Here is a 15,730-nt window from a genome sequence, read left to right as displayed (position 1 = left end):
ATTCATAACCTTGTCGAGAAGGATGAATTTGCCGATGGGAGGTGCAGGGGCTATATGAGGTGCTCCCTTGGAAAGGCCGTCCCATGCCCCTGCCCCCCTCGCCCGCCTTCGCAGCCCTGAACGCCGCCGCCGCCGAGCGCATCCTGATCCTGGATGGCGCGATGGGAACGCAGATCCAGGAGCTGCGCCTGGCCGAGGAGGATTACACCGGGCAGGGCTCGGGCCATGTGTGCCGGCATCATTCCGACCATCCGCAGACCGGCAACAACGACCTGCTGATCCTGACCCAACCGCAGGCGGTCGAGGAGATCCACTACCGCTATGCGATCGCGGGCGCCGACATCGTCGAGACGAACACCTTCTCCGCCACCACCATCGCGCAGGCCGATTACGGGCTGCAGGAGGCCGTCCACGACCTGAACGTCGAGGGCGCGCGGGTGGTGCGCCGCGCACTGGACCGCGCCACGGCCGAGGACGGGCGGGCGCGTTTCGTCGCAGGCGCGATCGGGCCCACGAACCGCACCGCCTCGATGAGCCCGGACGTGAATGACCCGGGCTACCGCGCGGTCAGCTTCGACGACCTGCGGGTGGCCTATCTGCAGCAGGCCAAAGGGCTGATCGCGGGCGGCGCCGACATCATCCTGATCGAGACGATCTTCGACACGCTGAACGCCAAGGCCGCGATATTCGCCTGCCTCGAGGCGATGGAGGCCCATGGGCAGCGCCTGCCGATGATGATTTCCGGCACGATCACCGATGCCTCCGGGCGCACGCTGTCGGGACAGACGCCCACCGCCTTCTGGCATTCGGTGCGCCATGCCAATCCCTGGACCATCGGGCTGAACTGCGCCCTTGGCGCCGCCGCCATGCGCCCGCATCTGGTCGAGCTGTCGGGCGTGGCGGACACGCTGATCTGCGCCTATCCCAATGCGGGCCTGCCCAACGCCTTCGGCCAGTATGACGAGGGCCCCGAGGACACCGCCCCCCAGGTCGCCGATTTCGCACGCGCCGGGCTGGTCAACGTGGTCGGCGGCTGCTGCGGCACGACGCCCGACCATATCCGCGCCATTGCCGAGGCCGTGGCCCGCTTCGCCCCCAGAAAGGTGCCCGCCTATGCCTGATCGTCATTTGCGCCTGTCGGGGCTGGAGCCCTTCGTGCTGACCCCCGACATTCCCTTCGTCAATATCGGCGAGCGGACGAATGTCACCGGGTCCGCGCGGTTCCGCAAGCTGGTCAAGAACCGCGACTATGCCGCCGCCCTCGAGGTCGCGCGCGATCAGGTCGAGAACGGCGCCCAGATCATCGACATCAACATGGACGAGGGGCTGATCGATTCGAAGGCCGCCATGGTCGAATACCTGAACCTGCTGGCCGCCGAGCCCGACATCGCCCGGGTTCCGGTGATGATCGACAGCTCCAAATGGGAGGTGATCGAGGCGGGCCTGAAATGCGTGCAGGGCAAGCCGGTCGTGAACTCGATCAGCATGAAGGAGGGCGAGGACCAGTTCCGCGAACAGGCGCGGCTGTGCCTGGCCTATGGCGCCGCGGTCGTGGTCATGGCCTTCGACGAGCAGGGGCAGGCCGATACCTGCGCCCGCAAGATCCAGATCTGCGAGCGAGCCTATCGCATCCTTGTCGACGAGGTGGGCTTTCCGCCCGAGGACATCATCTTCGATCCCAACATCTTCGCCGTGGCCACGGGGATCGAAGAGCACAACAACTACGGCGTCGATTTCATCGAGGCCACGCGCTGGATCCGGGCGAACCTGCCGCATGCGCATGTCTCGGGCGGGGTGTCGAACCTGTCCTTCAGCTTCCGCGGCAACGAGCCGGTGCGCGAGGCGATGCATGCGGTGTTCCTGTACCACGCCATCCAGGCCGGCATGGACATGGGCATCGTCAATGCGGGGCAGCTGGTCGTCTATGACCAGATCGACCCCGATCTGCGCGAGGCCTGCGAGGATGTCGTCCTGAACCGCCGCGACGACGGGACCGAGCGCCTGCTGGAGATCGCCGAGCGGTTCCGGGGCGACGGCACGGGCGCCAAGCGCGAGAAGGACCTGTCCTGGCGCGAATGGCCGCTGGAGAAGCGTCTGGAACACGCGCTGGTCAACGGCATCACCGAATTCATCGAGGCCGATACAGAAGAGGCGCGGCAGGCAGCCACGCGCCCGCTGCACGTGATCGAGGGCCCGCTGATGGCGGGGATGAACGTGGTGGGCGACCTGTTCGGCGCGGGCAAGATGTTCCTGCCGCAGGTGGTGAAATCGGCCCGGGTGATGAAGCAGGCCGTGGCCGTGCTGCTGCCCTACATGGAAGAGGAAAAGCGCCTGTCCGGCGGGACCGAGCGCGAGACGGCGGGCAAGATCCTGATGGCCACCGTCAAGGGCGACGTCCATGACATCGGCAAGAACATCGTCGGCGTCGTGCTGGCCTGCAACAATTTCGAGGTGATCGACCTGGGCGTGATGGTGCCCGCGCAGAAGATCCTGCAGGTCGCGCGGGATGAAAAGGTCGACATCATCGGGCTGTCGGGGCTGATCACCCCGTCCCTGGACGAGATGGTGCACATGGCCTCCGAGATGGAGCGCGAGGGCTTGGACATCCCGCTGCTGATCGGCGGCGCGACCACGTCCAAGATCCACACCGCGGTCAAGATCGCGCCGCGCTATACCAAGGGGGCGGCGGTCTATGTCACCGATGCCAGCCGCGCGGTGGGCGTCGCCTCGTCCCTGCTGAATGCCGGGCAGAAGGACGCCTATATCGACGGCATCCGCGCGGACTATGCGGCGGTGGCCGACAAGCACGAGCGGTCCGAGGCATCGAAAAGCCGGCTGCCGCTGGCCAAGGCCCGGGCCAATGCGCTGAAGATCGACTGGTCGGCCTATGCCCCGACCGCGCCCAGTTTCACCGGCACGCGGGTGATCGAGGACTGGGATCTGGCCGAGATCGCGCGCTACATCGACTGGACGCCGTTCTTCCAGACATGGGAGATGAAGGGCGTCTATCCGCGCATCCTGGAGGACGAACGCCAAGGCGAGGCCGCGCGGCAGCTGTTCGAGGAAGCGCAGGAGATGCTGGCCCGGATCATCGAGGGCGGCTGGTTCAAGCCCCGCGCGGTGGTGGGCTTCTGGCCCGCCAATGCCACGGGCGACGACGTGCAGCTGTTCACCGGCGCGGACCGGACCGAGGTCCTGGCGACCCTGCACATGCTGCGCCAGCAGGTCACCAAGCGGAACGGCCGGCCCAACGTGGCGCTGTCGGATTTCGTGGCGCCCGCGGGCATCCCCGATCATGTGGGCGGCTTCGTCGTCACCGCCGGCCCCGAGGAATCCGAGATCTCGGCCCGTTACGAGCGGGCGAATGACGATTACGGCGCGATCATGGTCAAGGCCTTGGCCGACCGCTTTGCCGAGGCCATGGCCGAGATGCTGCACGAGCGGGTGCGGCGCGACTATTGGGGCTACATGCCGGACGAAGCCTACACGCCCGCCGAGCTGATCGGCGAGGCCTTCTCGGGCATCCGCCCCGCGCCGGGCTATCCCGCCCAGCCCGACCACACCGAAAAGCTGACGCTGTTCAGGCTGTTGGACGCGGAAGCTGCGACCGGGGTGGAACTGACCGAAAGCATGGCGATGTGGCCGGGGTCGTCGGTCTCGGGCCTCTATATCGGGCATCCCGACAGCTATTACTTCGGCGTGGCCAAGATCGAGGAAGATCAGGCCCGCGACTATGCCGACCGCAAGGGCTGGACCATGGACGAGGCCGAGCGCTGGCTGGCACCGGTCCTGAACTATACCAAGCGCCAGGCAGCCGCCGACGCGGACGCCGCCTGACGGCACGGGCCCGCAGGGATGCGGGCCCTTTCTTACGCGTCCTCGCGCAGCATCGGGCGGCCCAGGATATGGTCGGCGGCCTTCTCGCCCGTCATGATCGAGGGGCCGTTCAGGTTGCCGTTGGTGATGCGCGGAAAGACGGAACTGTCCGCCACCCGCAGCCCCTCGACCCCGATCACCCGCAGTTCCGGGTCCACGACCGCCATCGGATCGCTGGCCGCCCCCATCCGGGCCGTCCCGCAGGGGTGATAGGCCGATTCGGCATGCTCGCGGATGAAGGCGTCGATCTGGGCATCCGACTGCACGTCGTCGCCGGGCTGGATCTCGGCACCCCGGAACTCGGCGAAGGCGGGGGCGTCGAAGATGCGGCGCGTGTGCCGGACGCAGGCGCGGAACTCGGCCCAGTCATCCTCGTGCGACATGTAGTTGAAGCGGATCTGCGGGGCCGCCGCCGGATCGGCGCTGGCAAGCCGCACCGAGCCGCGCGATTTCGACCGCATCGGCCCGACATGGGCCTGAAAGCCGTGCCCCTTGGCCGCCGACTTGCCGTCATAGCGCACCGCCAGCGGCAGGAAGTGATACTGGATGTCGGGATAGTCCACCGCGTCCGAGGATCGGATGAAGCCGCAGCTTTCGAACTGGTTCGACGCGCCCAGACCCGTCTTCTGCAATAGCCATTCGACCCCCACCCGGCCTTTGCCCAAGAGGTTGTAATAGGTGTAGAGCGTGATCGGCTTCAGCGAGGTGTACTGCATGTAAACCTCCAGATGGTCCTGCAGGTTCGCGCCGACGCCGGGCCGGTCGGCCAGGGCGGTGATGCCGTGCTCTGCCAGATGGTCAGCGGCCCCGATCCCCGACAGCATCAGCAGCTTGGGCGTGTTGATCGTGCTGGCCGAGACGATGACCTCGCGCGTGGCCTCCAGCGTGACGATCCGGCCCTTGGTTTCCAGCTCGACCCCATAGGCGCGCCTGTCCTGGAACAGGATCCGCCGCGCCATGCCGCGCACGACGGTCAGCAGGCCGGATGTCTTGGCGGGCCGCAGATAGGCATTGGCGGCGGACCAGCGGCGGCCCTTCCAGATGGTCGCCTCCATCGGGCCGAAGCCCTCCTGCTGGGCGCCGTTGTAATCCTCGGTCCGGGGCCACCCGGCCTGCTGGCCCGCCTCGATGAAGGTGTTGAACAGCGGGTTCTTGCGCTTGCCGCGCGTGATGTGCAGCGGCCCGTCGGTGCCCCGCAGGGGCGAGGTGCCGCCGTGCCAGGTCTCCATCCGCTTGAAATAGGGCAGCACGCCCGCATAGTCCCAGCCCGCAGCCCCGCTGTCGGCCCAGTGCTGGAAATCCATCGGGTTGCCGCGCACGAAGACCATGCCGTTGATCGAGGAGGACCCGCCGATCACCTTGCCGCGCGGAGTGGCCAGACGGCGGCCCCCCAGATGCGTCTCGGGCTGGCTGGCGAATCCCCAATCATAGCGCGGCATGTTCATCGGATAGGACAGCGCGCCGGGCATCTGGATGAAGGGCCCCATGTCGCTGCCGCCGAACTCGATAAGCGTGACGCGGCGCCCGGCCTCGGTCAGGCGATAGGCCAGCGCGCAACCGGCGCTGCCCGCGCCGATGATGACGTAATCGGCGGGGGCGGCGCCGCGCGGGGCGGGGGTCGTGGACTCAGTAGGGTGCATCGACGCCTCCCATGCCGACATAGACGGATTTCAACTGCGAATAATGCTCGATAGCGGCGGCCGAGTTCTCGCGCCCCAGCCCCGACATCTTGACGCCGCCGAAGGGCATCTCGACCGGGGTCAGGTTGTAGGTGTTGATCCAGCAGGTCCCGGCCGCCAGCCCCGCCACCACGCGATGCGCGCGGGTCAGGTCCTGGGTGAAGACGCCCGCCGCCAGGCCGAAGCCCGTGGCGTTGGCGCGCAGCACCGCCTCGGCCTCGTCGACGAAGCTCAGCGCGGTCAGGACCGGGCCGAAGATCTCGTCGGTGGCGATGGACATGTCGTCGGTGGCCTCGGCGAAGACGGTGGGCGGGATGAAGGCGCCCTCGCCCTCCCCCCCGCAGACCAGCCGCGCGCCCGCCGCCTGCCCCGCCCGGATGGCGGCGCGGATCTTCTCGGCCTGGGCCGGGCTGATGATCGGGCCATGGGTCGTGGCCGGGTCCAGCGGGTCGCCCATGCGGGCCTCCGTCACGCGCTCGGCCAGACGGGCGAGGAAATCTTCCTTGATCCCCTCCTGCAAAAAGACCCGCGTGCCGTTCGAGCAGATCTGCCCCGAGCTGTAGAAATTCGCCAGGATCGCCGCGCTGACGGCATCCTCCAGATCGGCGTCGTCGAAGACGATCAGGGGCGACTTGCCGCCCAGCTCCATCGTGACGTGGCGCATGCCTTCGGCGGCCGCCGCATAGACGCGGCGCCCGGTCGGCACCGATCCGGTCAGCGAGACCTTGGCCACGTCGGGGTTGGTGACCAGCGCGGCCCCCACCTCGCCGCGTCCCTGCACGACGTTGAAGACGCCCGGCGGCATCCCCGCCTCGATGAAGATTTCCGCCAGTTTCAGGGCACCCAAGGGCGTTTCCTCGGACGGCTTGAAGACCATCGTGTTGCCCATGACCAGCGCGGGCGCGGCCTTCCAGCAGGCGATCTGGCTGGGATAGTTCCACGCGCCGATGCCCGCACAGACGCCCAGGGGCTCGCGCCGCGTATAGGCCCAGTCCGCGCCAAGCGGAATCATCTGCCCGGTCAGCGTCGCCGCCAGCCCCGCGAAATACTCCAGGCACGCGGCGCCCGAGGGCCAGTCGGCGACCAGCGTCTCGGAGAGGGGCTTGCCGGTGTCCAACGTCTCCAGCCGGGCCAGCTCGTCATTGCGCGCCAGGATGATCGCGGCGGCGCGGCCCAGGATGCGGCCCCGTTCGACCGGGGCCAGCGCGGCCCAGGCCGGGCCCGCCGCGCGGGCGGCGGTGCAGGCGGCGGCGACCTGGTCGGTGGTGGCCTCGTGCAGCGTGGCGATCACCTCGCCGGTATAGGCATAGCGGACGGGCAACGCGGCGCCCTGCCCCTCGACGGGCTGGCCGTTAATGAACAGGCTGGCTGCGGGCTGGGCGGAAAGGCTCATGCGAGGGCCTCCTCAAGATAGGTCATGATGGTGTTCAGGGCGGCATCCGCATCGGTCGGCCCCGGCGTCAGGACGGCGCGCAGGTAGACGCCGTCGATCAGCGCGCCAAGCGTGTCGGCGGTGCGGGCGGGATGGTCGGTCAGGCCCCGCAGCGCCACGATCAGGTTCGACCGCAGCCGCCGGTGATAGACCCGCAGCAGCCGCGCCGCCGCCTCGGAGGTCAGGGCCAGCGCGTAGAAGTTCACCCATGCACTGACCGTCTCGCGCTGGAAGTTCTGCGGCGCGAAGCTGGCCTGAACGATGGCGTCCAGCCGCCCGCGCGGGCCCTGCCCCGGCAGCCGGTCATGGACCGACTGCCCATAGCTGCGCAGGATGAAGCGCATCGCCGCCAGAAAGATCTGGTCCTTGGATCCGAAATAGTGATGCGCCAGCGCCGGGGACATGCCGGCCCGCCGCGCGATCTGCGCCACGGTCACGTCCAGCGACCCCGCGCGCCCCACCTCGACGATGGCGGCGTTGATTAATGCTGCTTTTCGGATAGGCTCGGCCCCGAGTTTCGGCATGTTCGCACCTGTGACGGATGGATTTCTGTTGCTTTGCCGTTTCCATGTAGCGTTAATTGACTGACCAATCAAGAACAGGGAGCCTCCTTCATGACCCTTTCCCGGCCCATGCCCCCCGCCCGGCCCGCGATCCTGTCGCGGATCGCCGCGACCCTGGCGGTCGGCGCCGCGATGGCCCTGCCCGCGCAGGCGGCCGAGCCCGAGCAGTGCCACAAGGTGATCTTTTCCGACGTGGGCTGGTCCGACATCACCGCGACGACGGCGCTGGCCTCGACCGTGCTGGAGGCCCTGGGCTACACCACGCAGACCCGCATCCTGTCGGTGCCGGTGACCTACACGGCGTTGGCCACCGACGATGTCGACGTCTTCCTGGGCAACTGGATGCCCACGATGGAGGCCGACATCGCCCCCTATCGCGACGAGGGCACGGTCGACACCGTGCGGACCAACCTGACGGGGGCGAAATACACGCTGGCCACCAACCAGGCGGGCGCCGATCTGGGCATCGCCGATTTCGCGGACCTTTCCGCCCATCAGGAGGCGCTGGACGGCCGCATCTATGGCATCGAGCCCGGCAATGACGGCAACCGCCTGCTGCTGGAGATGGTGGCGATGAACCAGTTCGAGACGGGCACCTTCGAGGTGATCGAATCCAGCGAACAAGGGATGCTGGCGCAGGTGCAGCGCGCCTCGGACCGCGACGAGCCGGTGGTCTTCCTGGGCTGGGAGCCGCATCCGATGAACGCGCAGTTCCAGATGACCTACCTGACCGGCGGCGACGACATCTTCGGTCCCGACCTGGGCGGGGCCGAGGTGCGCACCAACACCCGCGCGGGCTATGTCGCGGAATGCCCGAATGTGGGGCAGTTCCTGCAAAACCTGGAATTCACCCTGCCGATGGAGAACGAGGTGATGGGCGCGATCCTGAACGACGGGCAGGCCCCGATGGCCGCCGCGCGCGGCTGGCTGGAAGCCAACCCCGATGCGGCGACCGCCTGGCTGGAGGGCGTGACCACCGTCGACGGCAACGACCCGCATTCGGCCCTGAGCGCGGCCCTGGCCGACTGACCCCACGGGCCCCGGCGCGCAGACCCGCGCCGGGGCCGGACCGACCGCACAGGCAGGAGCGCCGCATGGACCAGCTGACCGGATGGGTCACCGACAACAAGATCCCCGTGGGGCGCACGGCCAAGACCCTGTTCGACTGGCTCAACGCCAATGCCTCGGGGCTGTTCGACGCGATCTCGGTCGCGATGGAGGCGCTGATCGATGCCATCCTGGCCGGGCTGGAGGCGCCGCACCCGTTCCTGTTCATCGCGCTGGCCATGGCGCTGACCTGGGCGCTGCAGCGGCGGGCGGGCACCTGCCTCTTGGTCGGGGCGGGGCTCCTGTTCATCCTGAACCAGGGCTACTGGACCGAGATGATGCAGTCGCTGACGCTGGTGCTGTCGGCCTGCTTAGTCTGCATGGGCCTGGGCGTCCCCATCGGCATCGCCGCCGCCCACCGCCCGCGCCTGTACGGCTGGATGCGCCCGGTGCTGGACCTGATGCAGACCCTGCCGACCTTCGTCTACCTGATCCCGGCCATCGTCTTCTTCGGCATCGGCATGGTGCCGGGGCTGCTGGCGACGGTCATCTTCGTGCTGCCCGCGCCGATCCGGCTGACGCAGCTGGGGATTGCCTCGACGCCCCCCTCGCTGACCGAGGCCGCGACCGCCTTCGGCGCCACGCCGCGCCAGCTTCTGTGGAAGGTCGAGCTGCCCAGTGCCCTGCCACAGATCATGGCCGGGCTGAACCAGACCATCATGCTGTCGCTGTCGATGGTGGTGATCGCGGCACTGGTCGGGGCCTCGGGCCTGGGCGTGCCGGTGGTGCGGGCGCTCAACAGCGTGAACACCGCGCTCGGCTTCGAATCGGGCATCGTCATCGTCGTCGTCGCCATCCTGCTGGACCGGATGCTGCGCATGGAGGGCCGCAAATGACCGCGAATGCCGTCGAGTTCGACCGGGTCTGCATCGTCTTTGGCGATCATCCCGAACGCGCCCTGCCCCTGATGGACGAGGGGCTGGACCGCGGCCCGATCAAGACCGAGACGGGGCAGGTGCTGGGCGTCCATGATTGCAGCCTGTCGGTCGCGACGGGCGAGATCCTGGTGCTGATGGGCTTGTCGGGCTCGGGCAAGTCGACGCTGCTGCGCGGGGTCAATGCGCTGAACCATGTCTGCCGGGGCGAGGTGCGCATCCGCCGGGGCGGCGAGATGGTCAGCGTCACCGGCGCCGGCGCCAAGGCCCTGCGCGACATCCGCCTGCGCGACGTGGCGATGGTGTTCCAGGCCTTCGGCCTGCTGCCATGGCGCAGCGTGCGCGAGAATGTGGGCCTGGGGCTGGAACTGGCGGGCATGTCCGTGGCCGACCGCCGTGCCAAGGTCGACCAGCATCTGGACACGGTCGGCCTGACCGAATGGGCGGACCGCAAGGTGGGCGAGCTGTCGGGCGGCATGCAGCAGCGCGTGGGCCTGGCCCGCGCCTTCGCGACCGAGGCGCCGATCCTGCTGATGGACGAGCCCTTCAGCGCGCTCGACCCGCTGATCCGCGCCCGCTTGCAGGACGAGCTGCTGGAGCTGCAGGCCAAGACCGGCCGCACCATCATCTTCGTCAGCCACGATCTGGACGAGGCCTTCAAGCTGGGCAACCGCATCGCGCTGATGGAGGGGGGGCGCATCGTCCAGATCGGCACCGCGCGCCAGATCATCGCCGATCCGGTCAACGACTACGTGGCCGATTTCGTGGCCCACATGAACCCGCTCGGCGTGCTGACCGCCGAGGACGTCGCCGAACCGGGCGAGGCCGAGGGCCCGCCCGTGCCCCGCGACATGCCGGTGCGGGCGGTGATGGACCTCTTGGCCGGGCGCGCGGCCCTGCCCGTCGAGGGCGGCGGGCGCATCACCCGCGAGGCGGTGCTGGCCCGGCTGATCGACCCGCGCGGCTGATCGGCTCAGCTGTTCTGCAGGTCGCGGTGATAGCGCGCCAGCAGCGCCAGACCCAGGGCGAACAGCGCAAGCCCCAGCCCGAAGACATAGGCATGGCTGACATAGTCGCCACCATAGCCGGGATAGAAGGCACCGCGCATCTGGCCGATGATGTGGATCAGGGGGTTCCACCACAGCCAGTCCTGATAGGGCTGGGGCACGTCGTCGAACATGAAGAAGATGCAGGACAGCAGGAAGAACGGCCGCATGAGGATCGACCACAGCGGCTGCCACCAGCTGAAGGCCGCGAACATGAAGCAGTTCATCGCCCCCACGCCCGAGGCCGTCACCAGCATCATCGCGATCGAGAGGGCGATCAGGTCGATCTGGGGATCGGTGCGGGTGTCCCCGGTCACGAAGATGGTGACGAAGATGACCGTGGCGACCATGATCTGCGTCATCGAGTTGAAGGCGATCCGCGCCAGCAGCGCGTCCATGAAGGTCACCGCCGGATAGGCCAGCAGCGCCGCGGAATAGCGCACGGCCCCCGCCACCTTGCCCGACATGTCCAGATAGCCCAGGAAGGGCACCATCCCGGTCGCGTAGAACAGGGGAAAGCTGGTGCCGATGGGCGGCTCGCGGAAGGCGAGGGAGAAGATGATCGTCAGCAGCACGATCCCGCCCGCGGGCTCGGCGATGGCCCAGAAATAGCCCCCCGACTGGCGCCCGTGGCTGGTCTGCATCTCGCGCAGGACAAGCGCCCCGATGGCGCGCAGGCTGGCAAAGCGGCGATGCTTGCGCACCTCCTTGAGGAGCCGCGGGCCGGAGACGGGGCGGGCCTGCGGCAGCGGCGCGGCAGGAGGGGGTGCAGAAGGGGACTGGGTCATGGTCGGGCCTTGCCGGGACGCCTGTGCGATGCCTCACGAACCTGGCACAGGATCGGTGCTGGAATAGTTCCCCGCGCTTATGTATGAGGACCGCCACAAGTTCAACATGACAGGCGGGGTAAACGCATGTCGGCCATCGATCCCAAGACAGGCCTCGGCACCGTGCCGGCCGCCGACCGCGCAGCCGCGACGCCGGCGCCGCCCGAAGGCCACGGGACGCCCCAGACCGCTCCCGAGGCCAAGGCCGAGGCGCCTGCCGCCCCTCCCGCCGCCAAGCCCTGGCGGCGCGCGCAGCGGCAGCGGCGTCCGAATCCCGAGATGGAAGCCCGGATCGAGGCGGCGCTGGCCCAGCCCGTCCTGCCGCCCGCCAGCCCGGCGGCGCTGAAGCCGCGCCACTACGGCATGGCCGCCAGCTTCTTCCTGGTCGTGATCCTGCCGATCCTGCTCAGCGGCTGGTATGTCTATGGCCGGGCCTCGGACCAGTATGCCTCCTATGTCGGATTTTCGGTGCGCAGCGAATCCTCGCCCGGCGCAACCGACGTGCTGGGGGGGCTGGGCTCGCTGGTGGGGGTCACCTCCAGTTCGACCAGCGACACCGACATCCTCTACAAGTTCATCCAGAGCCGCGACCTGGTCGAGCGGGTCAATGCCCGGATCGATCTGCGCGAGGTCTGGTCCAAGGCGCCCGGCGATCCGATCTTCGGCTATCAGGGCGGCGCCGCGCTGGAGGATCTGGTCGACGAATGGGAGCGCAAGGTCCGCATCCATTACGACAACGGCATGATCGACCTGCGCATCCTGGCCTTCGTGCCGCAGGACGCGCAGGACATCTCGAACGCCATCCTCGACGAGGGCGGCATCCTGATCAACCAGCTGAACGACATCGCCCGCGAGGATGCCCTGCGCTATGCCCGGGCGGAACTGGAACGCGCGCAGGACATGCTGCGCGAGGCGCGCCAGTCGGTGACCGAGTTCCGCAACCTCTATCAGCTGGTCGATCCGGTGGCCGACGTGCAGGGCCAGATCGGTGTCGTCACCTCGCTGCAGCAGCAGCTGGCCGAACAGCTGGTCGGGCTTGGCCTGCTGCAGGCCAATGCCCAGCCCGAGGATCCGCGCATCAGCCAGACCGAGCTGCGCATCCAGGTCATCCGCGAGCAGATCGATGCCGAGCGGCAGAAGTTCGGCTCGACCGGCGGCGAGGTGGCCCTGTCCGAGGTGGTGGGCCAGTACGAGATCCTGGCCGCCGACCGCCAGTTCGCGGAAACCAGCTATGCCGCGGCCCTGGCCAGCTTCGAATCGGCCCGCGCCGAGGCCGTGCGCCAGTCGCGCTACCTCGCCCCCTATATCCGCCCGACCCTGGCGCAGGAGGCCGAGTTCCCCGAGCGCGAAAAGCTGATGCTGATGATCGCGGGGTTCCTGATGGTGTTCTGGATCATCGGCAGCCTGATCTTCTACAGCCTGCGCGACCGGCGATGATCCATCTGCAGAACCTGTCCAAGACCTACAAGCTGAACGGCAAGCGCAAGGTGGTGGCCGACGACATCACCGCGACCTTCCCCTCGGGCATGTCGATCGCGCTTCTGGGGCGCAACGGGGCGGGAAAGTCGTCGCTGTTGCGGATGATCTCGGGCGCGATGCTGCCCTCGTCGGGCAAGATCCTGTCCACCGGCACGATCAGCTGGCCGGTGGGCTTCGCGGGCTCGTTCAACGGGGAACTGACCGGAGAGCAGAACTGCCGCTTCGTTGCCCGCGTCTACGGCGTCGATACCGACGAGCTGCTGTATTTCGTGCAGGATTTCGCGGAGCTGGGCGACCATTTCAAGCTGCCCATCCGCACCTATTCCTCGGGGATGCGGTCGCGGCTGGCCTTCGGGCTGTCCATGGCCGTGCCCTTCGACACCTATCTGGTCGACGAGGTCTCGGCCGTGGGGGACGCGGCCTTCAAGGCCAAGTCGAACCGGGTCTTCAACGAACGCATGACCCATTCGGGCGCCATCGTGGTGTCCCACTCGATCGGCATGCTGCGCAAGACCTGTGATGCCGGGGCGGTGCTGGAGGACGGCAAGCTGACCTTCTTCGACGACATCGAGGACGCCATCTCGAACCACATGGCCAACATGGCCCGGGTGCGCGACAGCCTCGCCGGCTGAATGCCGCCGGTCGCGTGACGGTTCGGTGTCGGTCCCCGCAGCGGGGCTGGCCTGCGGGCCTTGGGCCGGATATTGATCCGAATGAATTTGGATCTGCTGGTCACAAGGCATCGCATGAAGATCATCGTTCTGGGCGGAGACGGCTTTTGCGGCTGGCCCACCGCATTGCACCTGTCCGCCCGCGGCCACGAGGTCGTGATCGTCGACAACCTGTCGCGCCGCAAGATCGACATCGAGCTGGAGGTCGCCTCTCTGACGCCCATCCGCCCGCTCGGCACCCGCGTGCGGGCCTGGGCCGAACTGACCGGCCACCAGATCCGCACCGTCGATCTGACCGTGGGGCAGGATTACGACCGCCTGCTGGCCCTTCTGGCCGAGGAACGCCCCGACGCGGTCATTCATTTCGCCGAACAGCGCGCCGCGCCCTATTCGATGAAGTCGGCCCGCCACAAGCGCTATACGGTCAGCAACAACCTGAACGCGACGAACGACATCCTGGCGGCCATCGTCGAATCGGGGCAGGACATCCACCTGGTCCATCTGGGCACGATGGGCGTCTATGGCTACGGCACGGCAGGCATGAAGATCCCCGAGGGCTATCTGGACGTCACCGTGCAGACCGCCAACGGTCCGCACAGCCAGCAGATCCTCTATCCGGCCAATCCGGGCAGCATCTACCATATGACCAAGACCCAGGATGCGCTGTTCTTCTTCTACTACAACAAGAACGACCGCCTGCGGATCACCGACTTGCACCAGGGCATCGTCTGGGGCACCCAGACCGAGGAGACGCGGCGGGACGAGCGGCTGATCAACCGTTTCGACTATGACGGCGATTATGGCACGGTGCTGAACCGCTTCCTCATGCAGGCGGCGATCGGCTATCCGATGACGGTGCATGGCACGGGCGGCCAGACCCGCGCCTTCATCCATATCCAGGATACCTGCCGCTGCATCGAACTGGCGCTGGCCTCCCCGCCCGCGCGGGGCGAGCGCGTGCGGATCCTGAACCAGATGACCGAGACGCATCGCATCCGCGACCTGGCGCAGATGATCGCGGCGCGCACCGGCACCGGGATCGCGCATCTGCCCAATCCCCGGAACGAGGCGGACGAGAACGACCTGCATGTCGCGAATGACGGCTTCCTGGACCTGGGCCTGCAGCCCATCCGGCTGGCCGACGGGCTGATGGCCGAGGTGCAGGACATCGCCCGCCGCTACGCCAATCGCTGCGACCGCGACAAGATCCCCTGCGTCTCGCAGTGGCGCGCTGCGCAGGCGGCGGAATAGACCATGTGACGAAGGGGTGCGCAGGTCCGACCCGCGCGCCCCTCCGGTCCTCAGGCCAGGAACGCCTTCAGGTCGTCCAGCAGCCGCTCGGCATGCGTGGCGCCCAGACCATGCGGCGCGCCGTCATATTCGATCAGCTGCGCCTGCGGGACCAGCGTGGCCATGCGGCGGGCGGTGGCGTCGATGGGCACGATCTTGTCGGCGGTCCCGTGGACCACCAGCGTCGGCACCGTGATCCGTGCCACATCGGCGGTGAAGTCGGTCATCCCGAAGGCCGTCACGCATTCCAGCGTGGCGCGCGGGCTGGCCATCAGCGCCATGCCCTGCGTCCAGTCCAGTACGGCCTGGCTGACCCCGCCGCTGAACACGCCCTGCCCGTAGAACTGCTTGAAGAAATCCGCCAGGAAGGCCGGGCGGTCCTTGCGCAGACCCGCGCGCATCTCCTCGAACAGCGAGGCCGGCGCACCGTCGGGATTGGTCTCCGATTGCAGCAGCCCCGGTGCTACGGACGAGATGAACGCCGCCCTGGACACCCGGCCCGCGTCTGCGCCCGAGAAATACCGCGCAACCTCGCCGCCGCCCATCGAAAAGCCCACGAGGGCCGCATCCGTCAGATCCAGCTCCTCGATCACCGCGGCCAGGTCGCCCGCCATCGTGTCATAGTCATAGCCCGACCAGGGCTGCCCCGACCGGCCGAAACCCCGGCGGTCATAGCTGACGACCCGGTACCCGGCCTCGGCCAGACCCAGGGCCTGCACCTCCCAGCTGTCGGCAGTCAGCGGCCAGCCATGGATCAGGACCACCGGGCGCCCCTCGCCCCAGTCCTTGACGTAAAGCGGGGTGCCATCCGGCGCGGAGATCATCGGCATGTCGCGGTCCTTTCGGTCTGATGTGACCGGGGAAACGCAAGGGCCCGGGCGGGGT

General features: G+C 68.0%; 13 protein-coding genes. 8 read left to right on the top strand and 5 right to left on the bottom strand.

Going from position 1 to position 15,730, the window contains the following annotated elements:
• The first annotated feature begins 83 nt into the window (after positions 1 to 83).
• Both E4191_RS04880 and metH read left to right on the top strand, forming a co-directional pair.
• Positions 84 to 1,121: a homocysteine S-methyltransferase family protein gene (locus E4191_RS04880; protein ID WP_135312403.1), complete on the top strand. Its 1,038-nt coding sequence runs from the start codon at positions 84 to 86 to the stop codon at positions 1,119 to 1,121.
• A complete protein-coding gene (gene metH / locus E4191_RS04875) occupies positions 1,114 to 3,837 on the top strand; it encodes a methionine synthase (protein WP_135312402.1) in 2,724 nt (907 codons plus the stop codon). Before E4191_RS04880 ends, metH begins: the two co-directional genes overlap by 8 nt.
• 32 nt (positions 3,838 to 3,869) lie before the next feature.
• On the opposite strand, the gene betA is transcribed toward metH, so the two are convergent.
• Genes betA through betI form a run of 3 tightly spaced genes read right to left on the bottom strand, consistent with a single transcriptional unit; the run spans position 3,870 to position 7,511 of the window.
• The gene (gene betA, locus E4191_RS04870; protein WP_135312401.1) at positions 3,870 to 5,516 is read right to left on the bottom strand and encodes a choline dehydrogenase; all 1,647 of its coding nucleotides are present in this window, start codon (positions 5,514 to 5,516) and stop codon (positions 3,870 to 3,872) included.
• The gene (gene betB / locus E4191_RS04865; RefSeq protein ID WP_135312400.1) at positions 5,503 to 6,948 is read right to left on the bottom strand and encodes a betaine-aldehyde dehydrogenase; all 1,446 of its coding nucleotides are present in this window, start codon (positions 6,946 to 6,948) and stop codon (positions 5,503 to 5,505) included. Before betB ends, betA begins: the two co-directional genes overlap by 14 nt.
• Positions 6,945 to 7,511, bottom strand: coding sequence for a transcriptional regulator BetI (gene betI, locus E4191_RS04860; protein WP_135312399.1), 567 nt, complete (start codon positions 7,509 to 7,511; stop codon positions 6,945 to 6,947). Before betI ends, betB begins: the two co-directional genes overlap by 4 nt.
• Before the next feature lie 90 nt (positions 7,512 to 7,601).
• Here betI and choX point away from each other — a divergent pair, with 90 nt between their 5' ends.
• The 3 genes from choX to choV all read left to right on the top strand — a co-directional run bounded on the left by choX (position 7,602) and on the right by choV (position 10,500).
• On the top strand, positions 7,602 to 8,579 hold the full coding sequence (gene choX / locus E4191_RS04855; RefSeq protein WP_407947048.1) for a choline ABC transporter substrate-binding protein: 978 nt from the start codon (positions 7,602 to 7,604) through the stop codon (positions 8,577 to 8,579).
• Positions 8,580 to 8,644: 65 nt separating this feature from the next.
• Positions 8,645 to 9,493 carry a choline ABC transporter permease subunit gene (gene choW / locus E4191_RS04850; RefSeq protein ID WP_135312398.1) on the top strand — a complete coding sequence of 283 codons (849 nt, stop codon included), beginning with the start codon at positions 8,645 to 8,647 and terminating at the stop codon, positions 9,491 to 9,493.
• Positions 9,490 to 10,500 (top strand): choline ABC transporter ATP-binding protein, encoded by a 1,011-nt coding sequence (choV, locus tag E4191_RS04845; protein ID WP_135312397.1) that lies wholly within the window; start codon positions 9,490 to 9,492, stop codon positions 10,498 to 10,500. The genes choW and choV overlap by 4 nt, the downstream gene beginning before the upstream one ends.
• 5 nt (positions 10,501 to 10,505) lie before the next feature.
• On the opposite strand, the gene E4191_RS04840 is transcribed toward choV, so the two are convergent.
• Positions 10,506 to 11,366: an ABC transporter permease gene (locus E4191_RS04840; protein WP_135312396.1), complete on the bottom strand. Its 861-nt coding sequence runs from the start codon at positions 11,364 to 11,366 to the stop codon at positions 10,506 to 10,508.
• 126 nt (positions 11,367 to 11,492) lie between these two features.
• Between E4191_RS04840 and E4191_RS04835 the strand changes: the two genes are divergently transcribed.
• The 3 genes from E4191_RS04835 to E4191_RS04825 all read left to right on the top strand — a co-directional run bounded on the left by E4191_RS04835 (position 11,493) and on the right by E4191_RS04825 (position 14,806).
• A complete protein-coding gene (locus E4191_RS04835; protein WP_228461553.1) occupies positions 11,493 to 12,842 on the top strand; it encodes a sugar transporter in 1,350 nt (449 codons plus the stop codon).
• Positions 12,839 to 13,516: an ABC transporter ATP-binding protein gene (locus E4191_RS04830; protein ID WP_135312395.1), complete on the top strand. Its 678-nt coding sequence runs from the start codon at positions 12,839 to 12,841 to the stop codon at positions 13,514 to 13,516. The genes E4191_RS04835 and E4191_RS04830 overlap by 4 nt, the downstream gene beginning before the upstream one ends.
• Positions 13,517 to 13,630: 114 nt before the next feature.
• On the top strand, positions 13,631 to 14,806 hold the full coding sequence (locus E4191_RS04825; protein ID WP_135312394.1) for an NAD-dependent epimerase/dehydratase family protein: 1,176 nt from the start codon (positions 13,631 to 13,633) through the stop codon (positions 14,804 to 14,806).
• A gap of 50 nt (positions 14,807 to 14,856) precedes the next feature.
• Here the strand turns inward: E4191_RS04825 and E4191_RS04820 are convergent, their stop codons facing one another.
• Positions 14,857 to 15,675, bottom strand: coding sequence for an alpha/beta fold hydrolase (locus tag E4191_RS04820; RefSeq protein WP_135312393.1), 819 nt, complete (start codon positions 15,673 to 15,675; stop codon positions 14,857 to 14,859).
• Positions 15,676 to 15,730 lie beyond the last annotated feature (55 nt).

It is taken from the genome of Paracoccus liaowanqingii (genome assembly GCF_004683865.2).
Lineage (GTDB): Bacteria > Pseudomonadota > Alphaproteobacteria > Rhodobacterales > Rhodobacteraceae > Paracoccus > Paracoccus liaowanqingii.
Note: the sequence above shows the minus strand (reverse complement) of the source record. Positions and strands in the feature narration are given on the sequence as shown.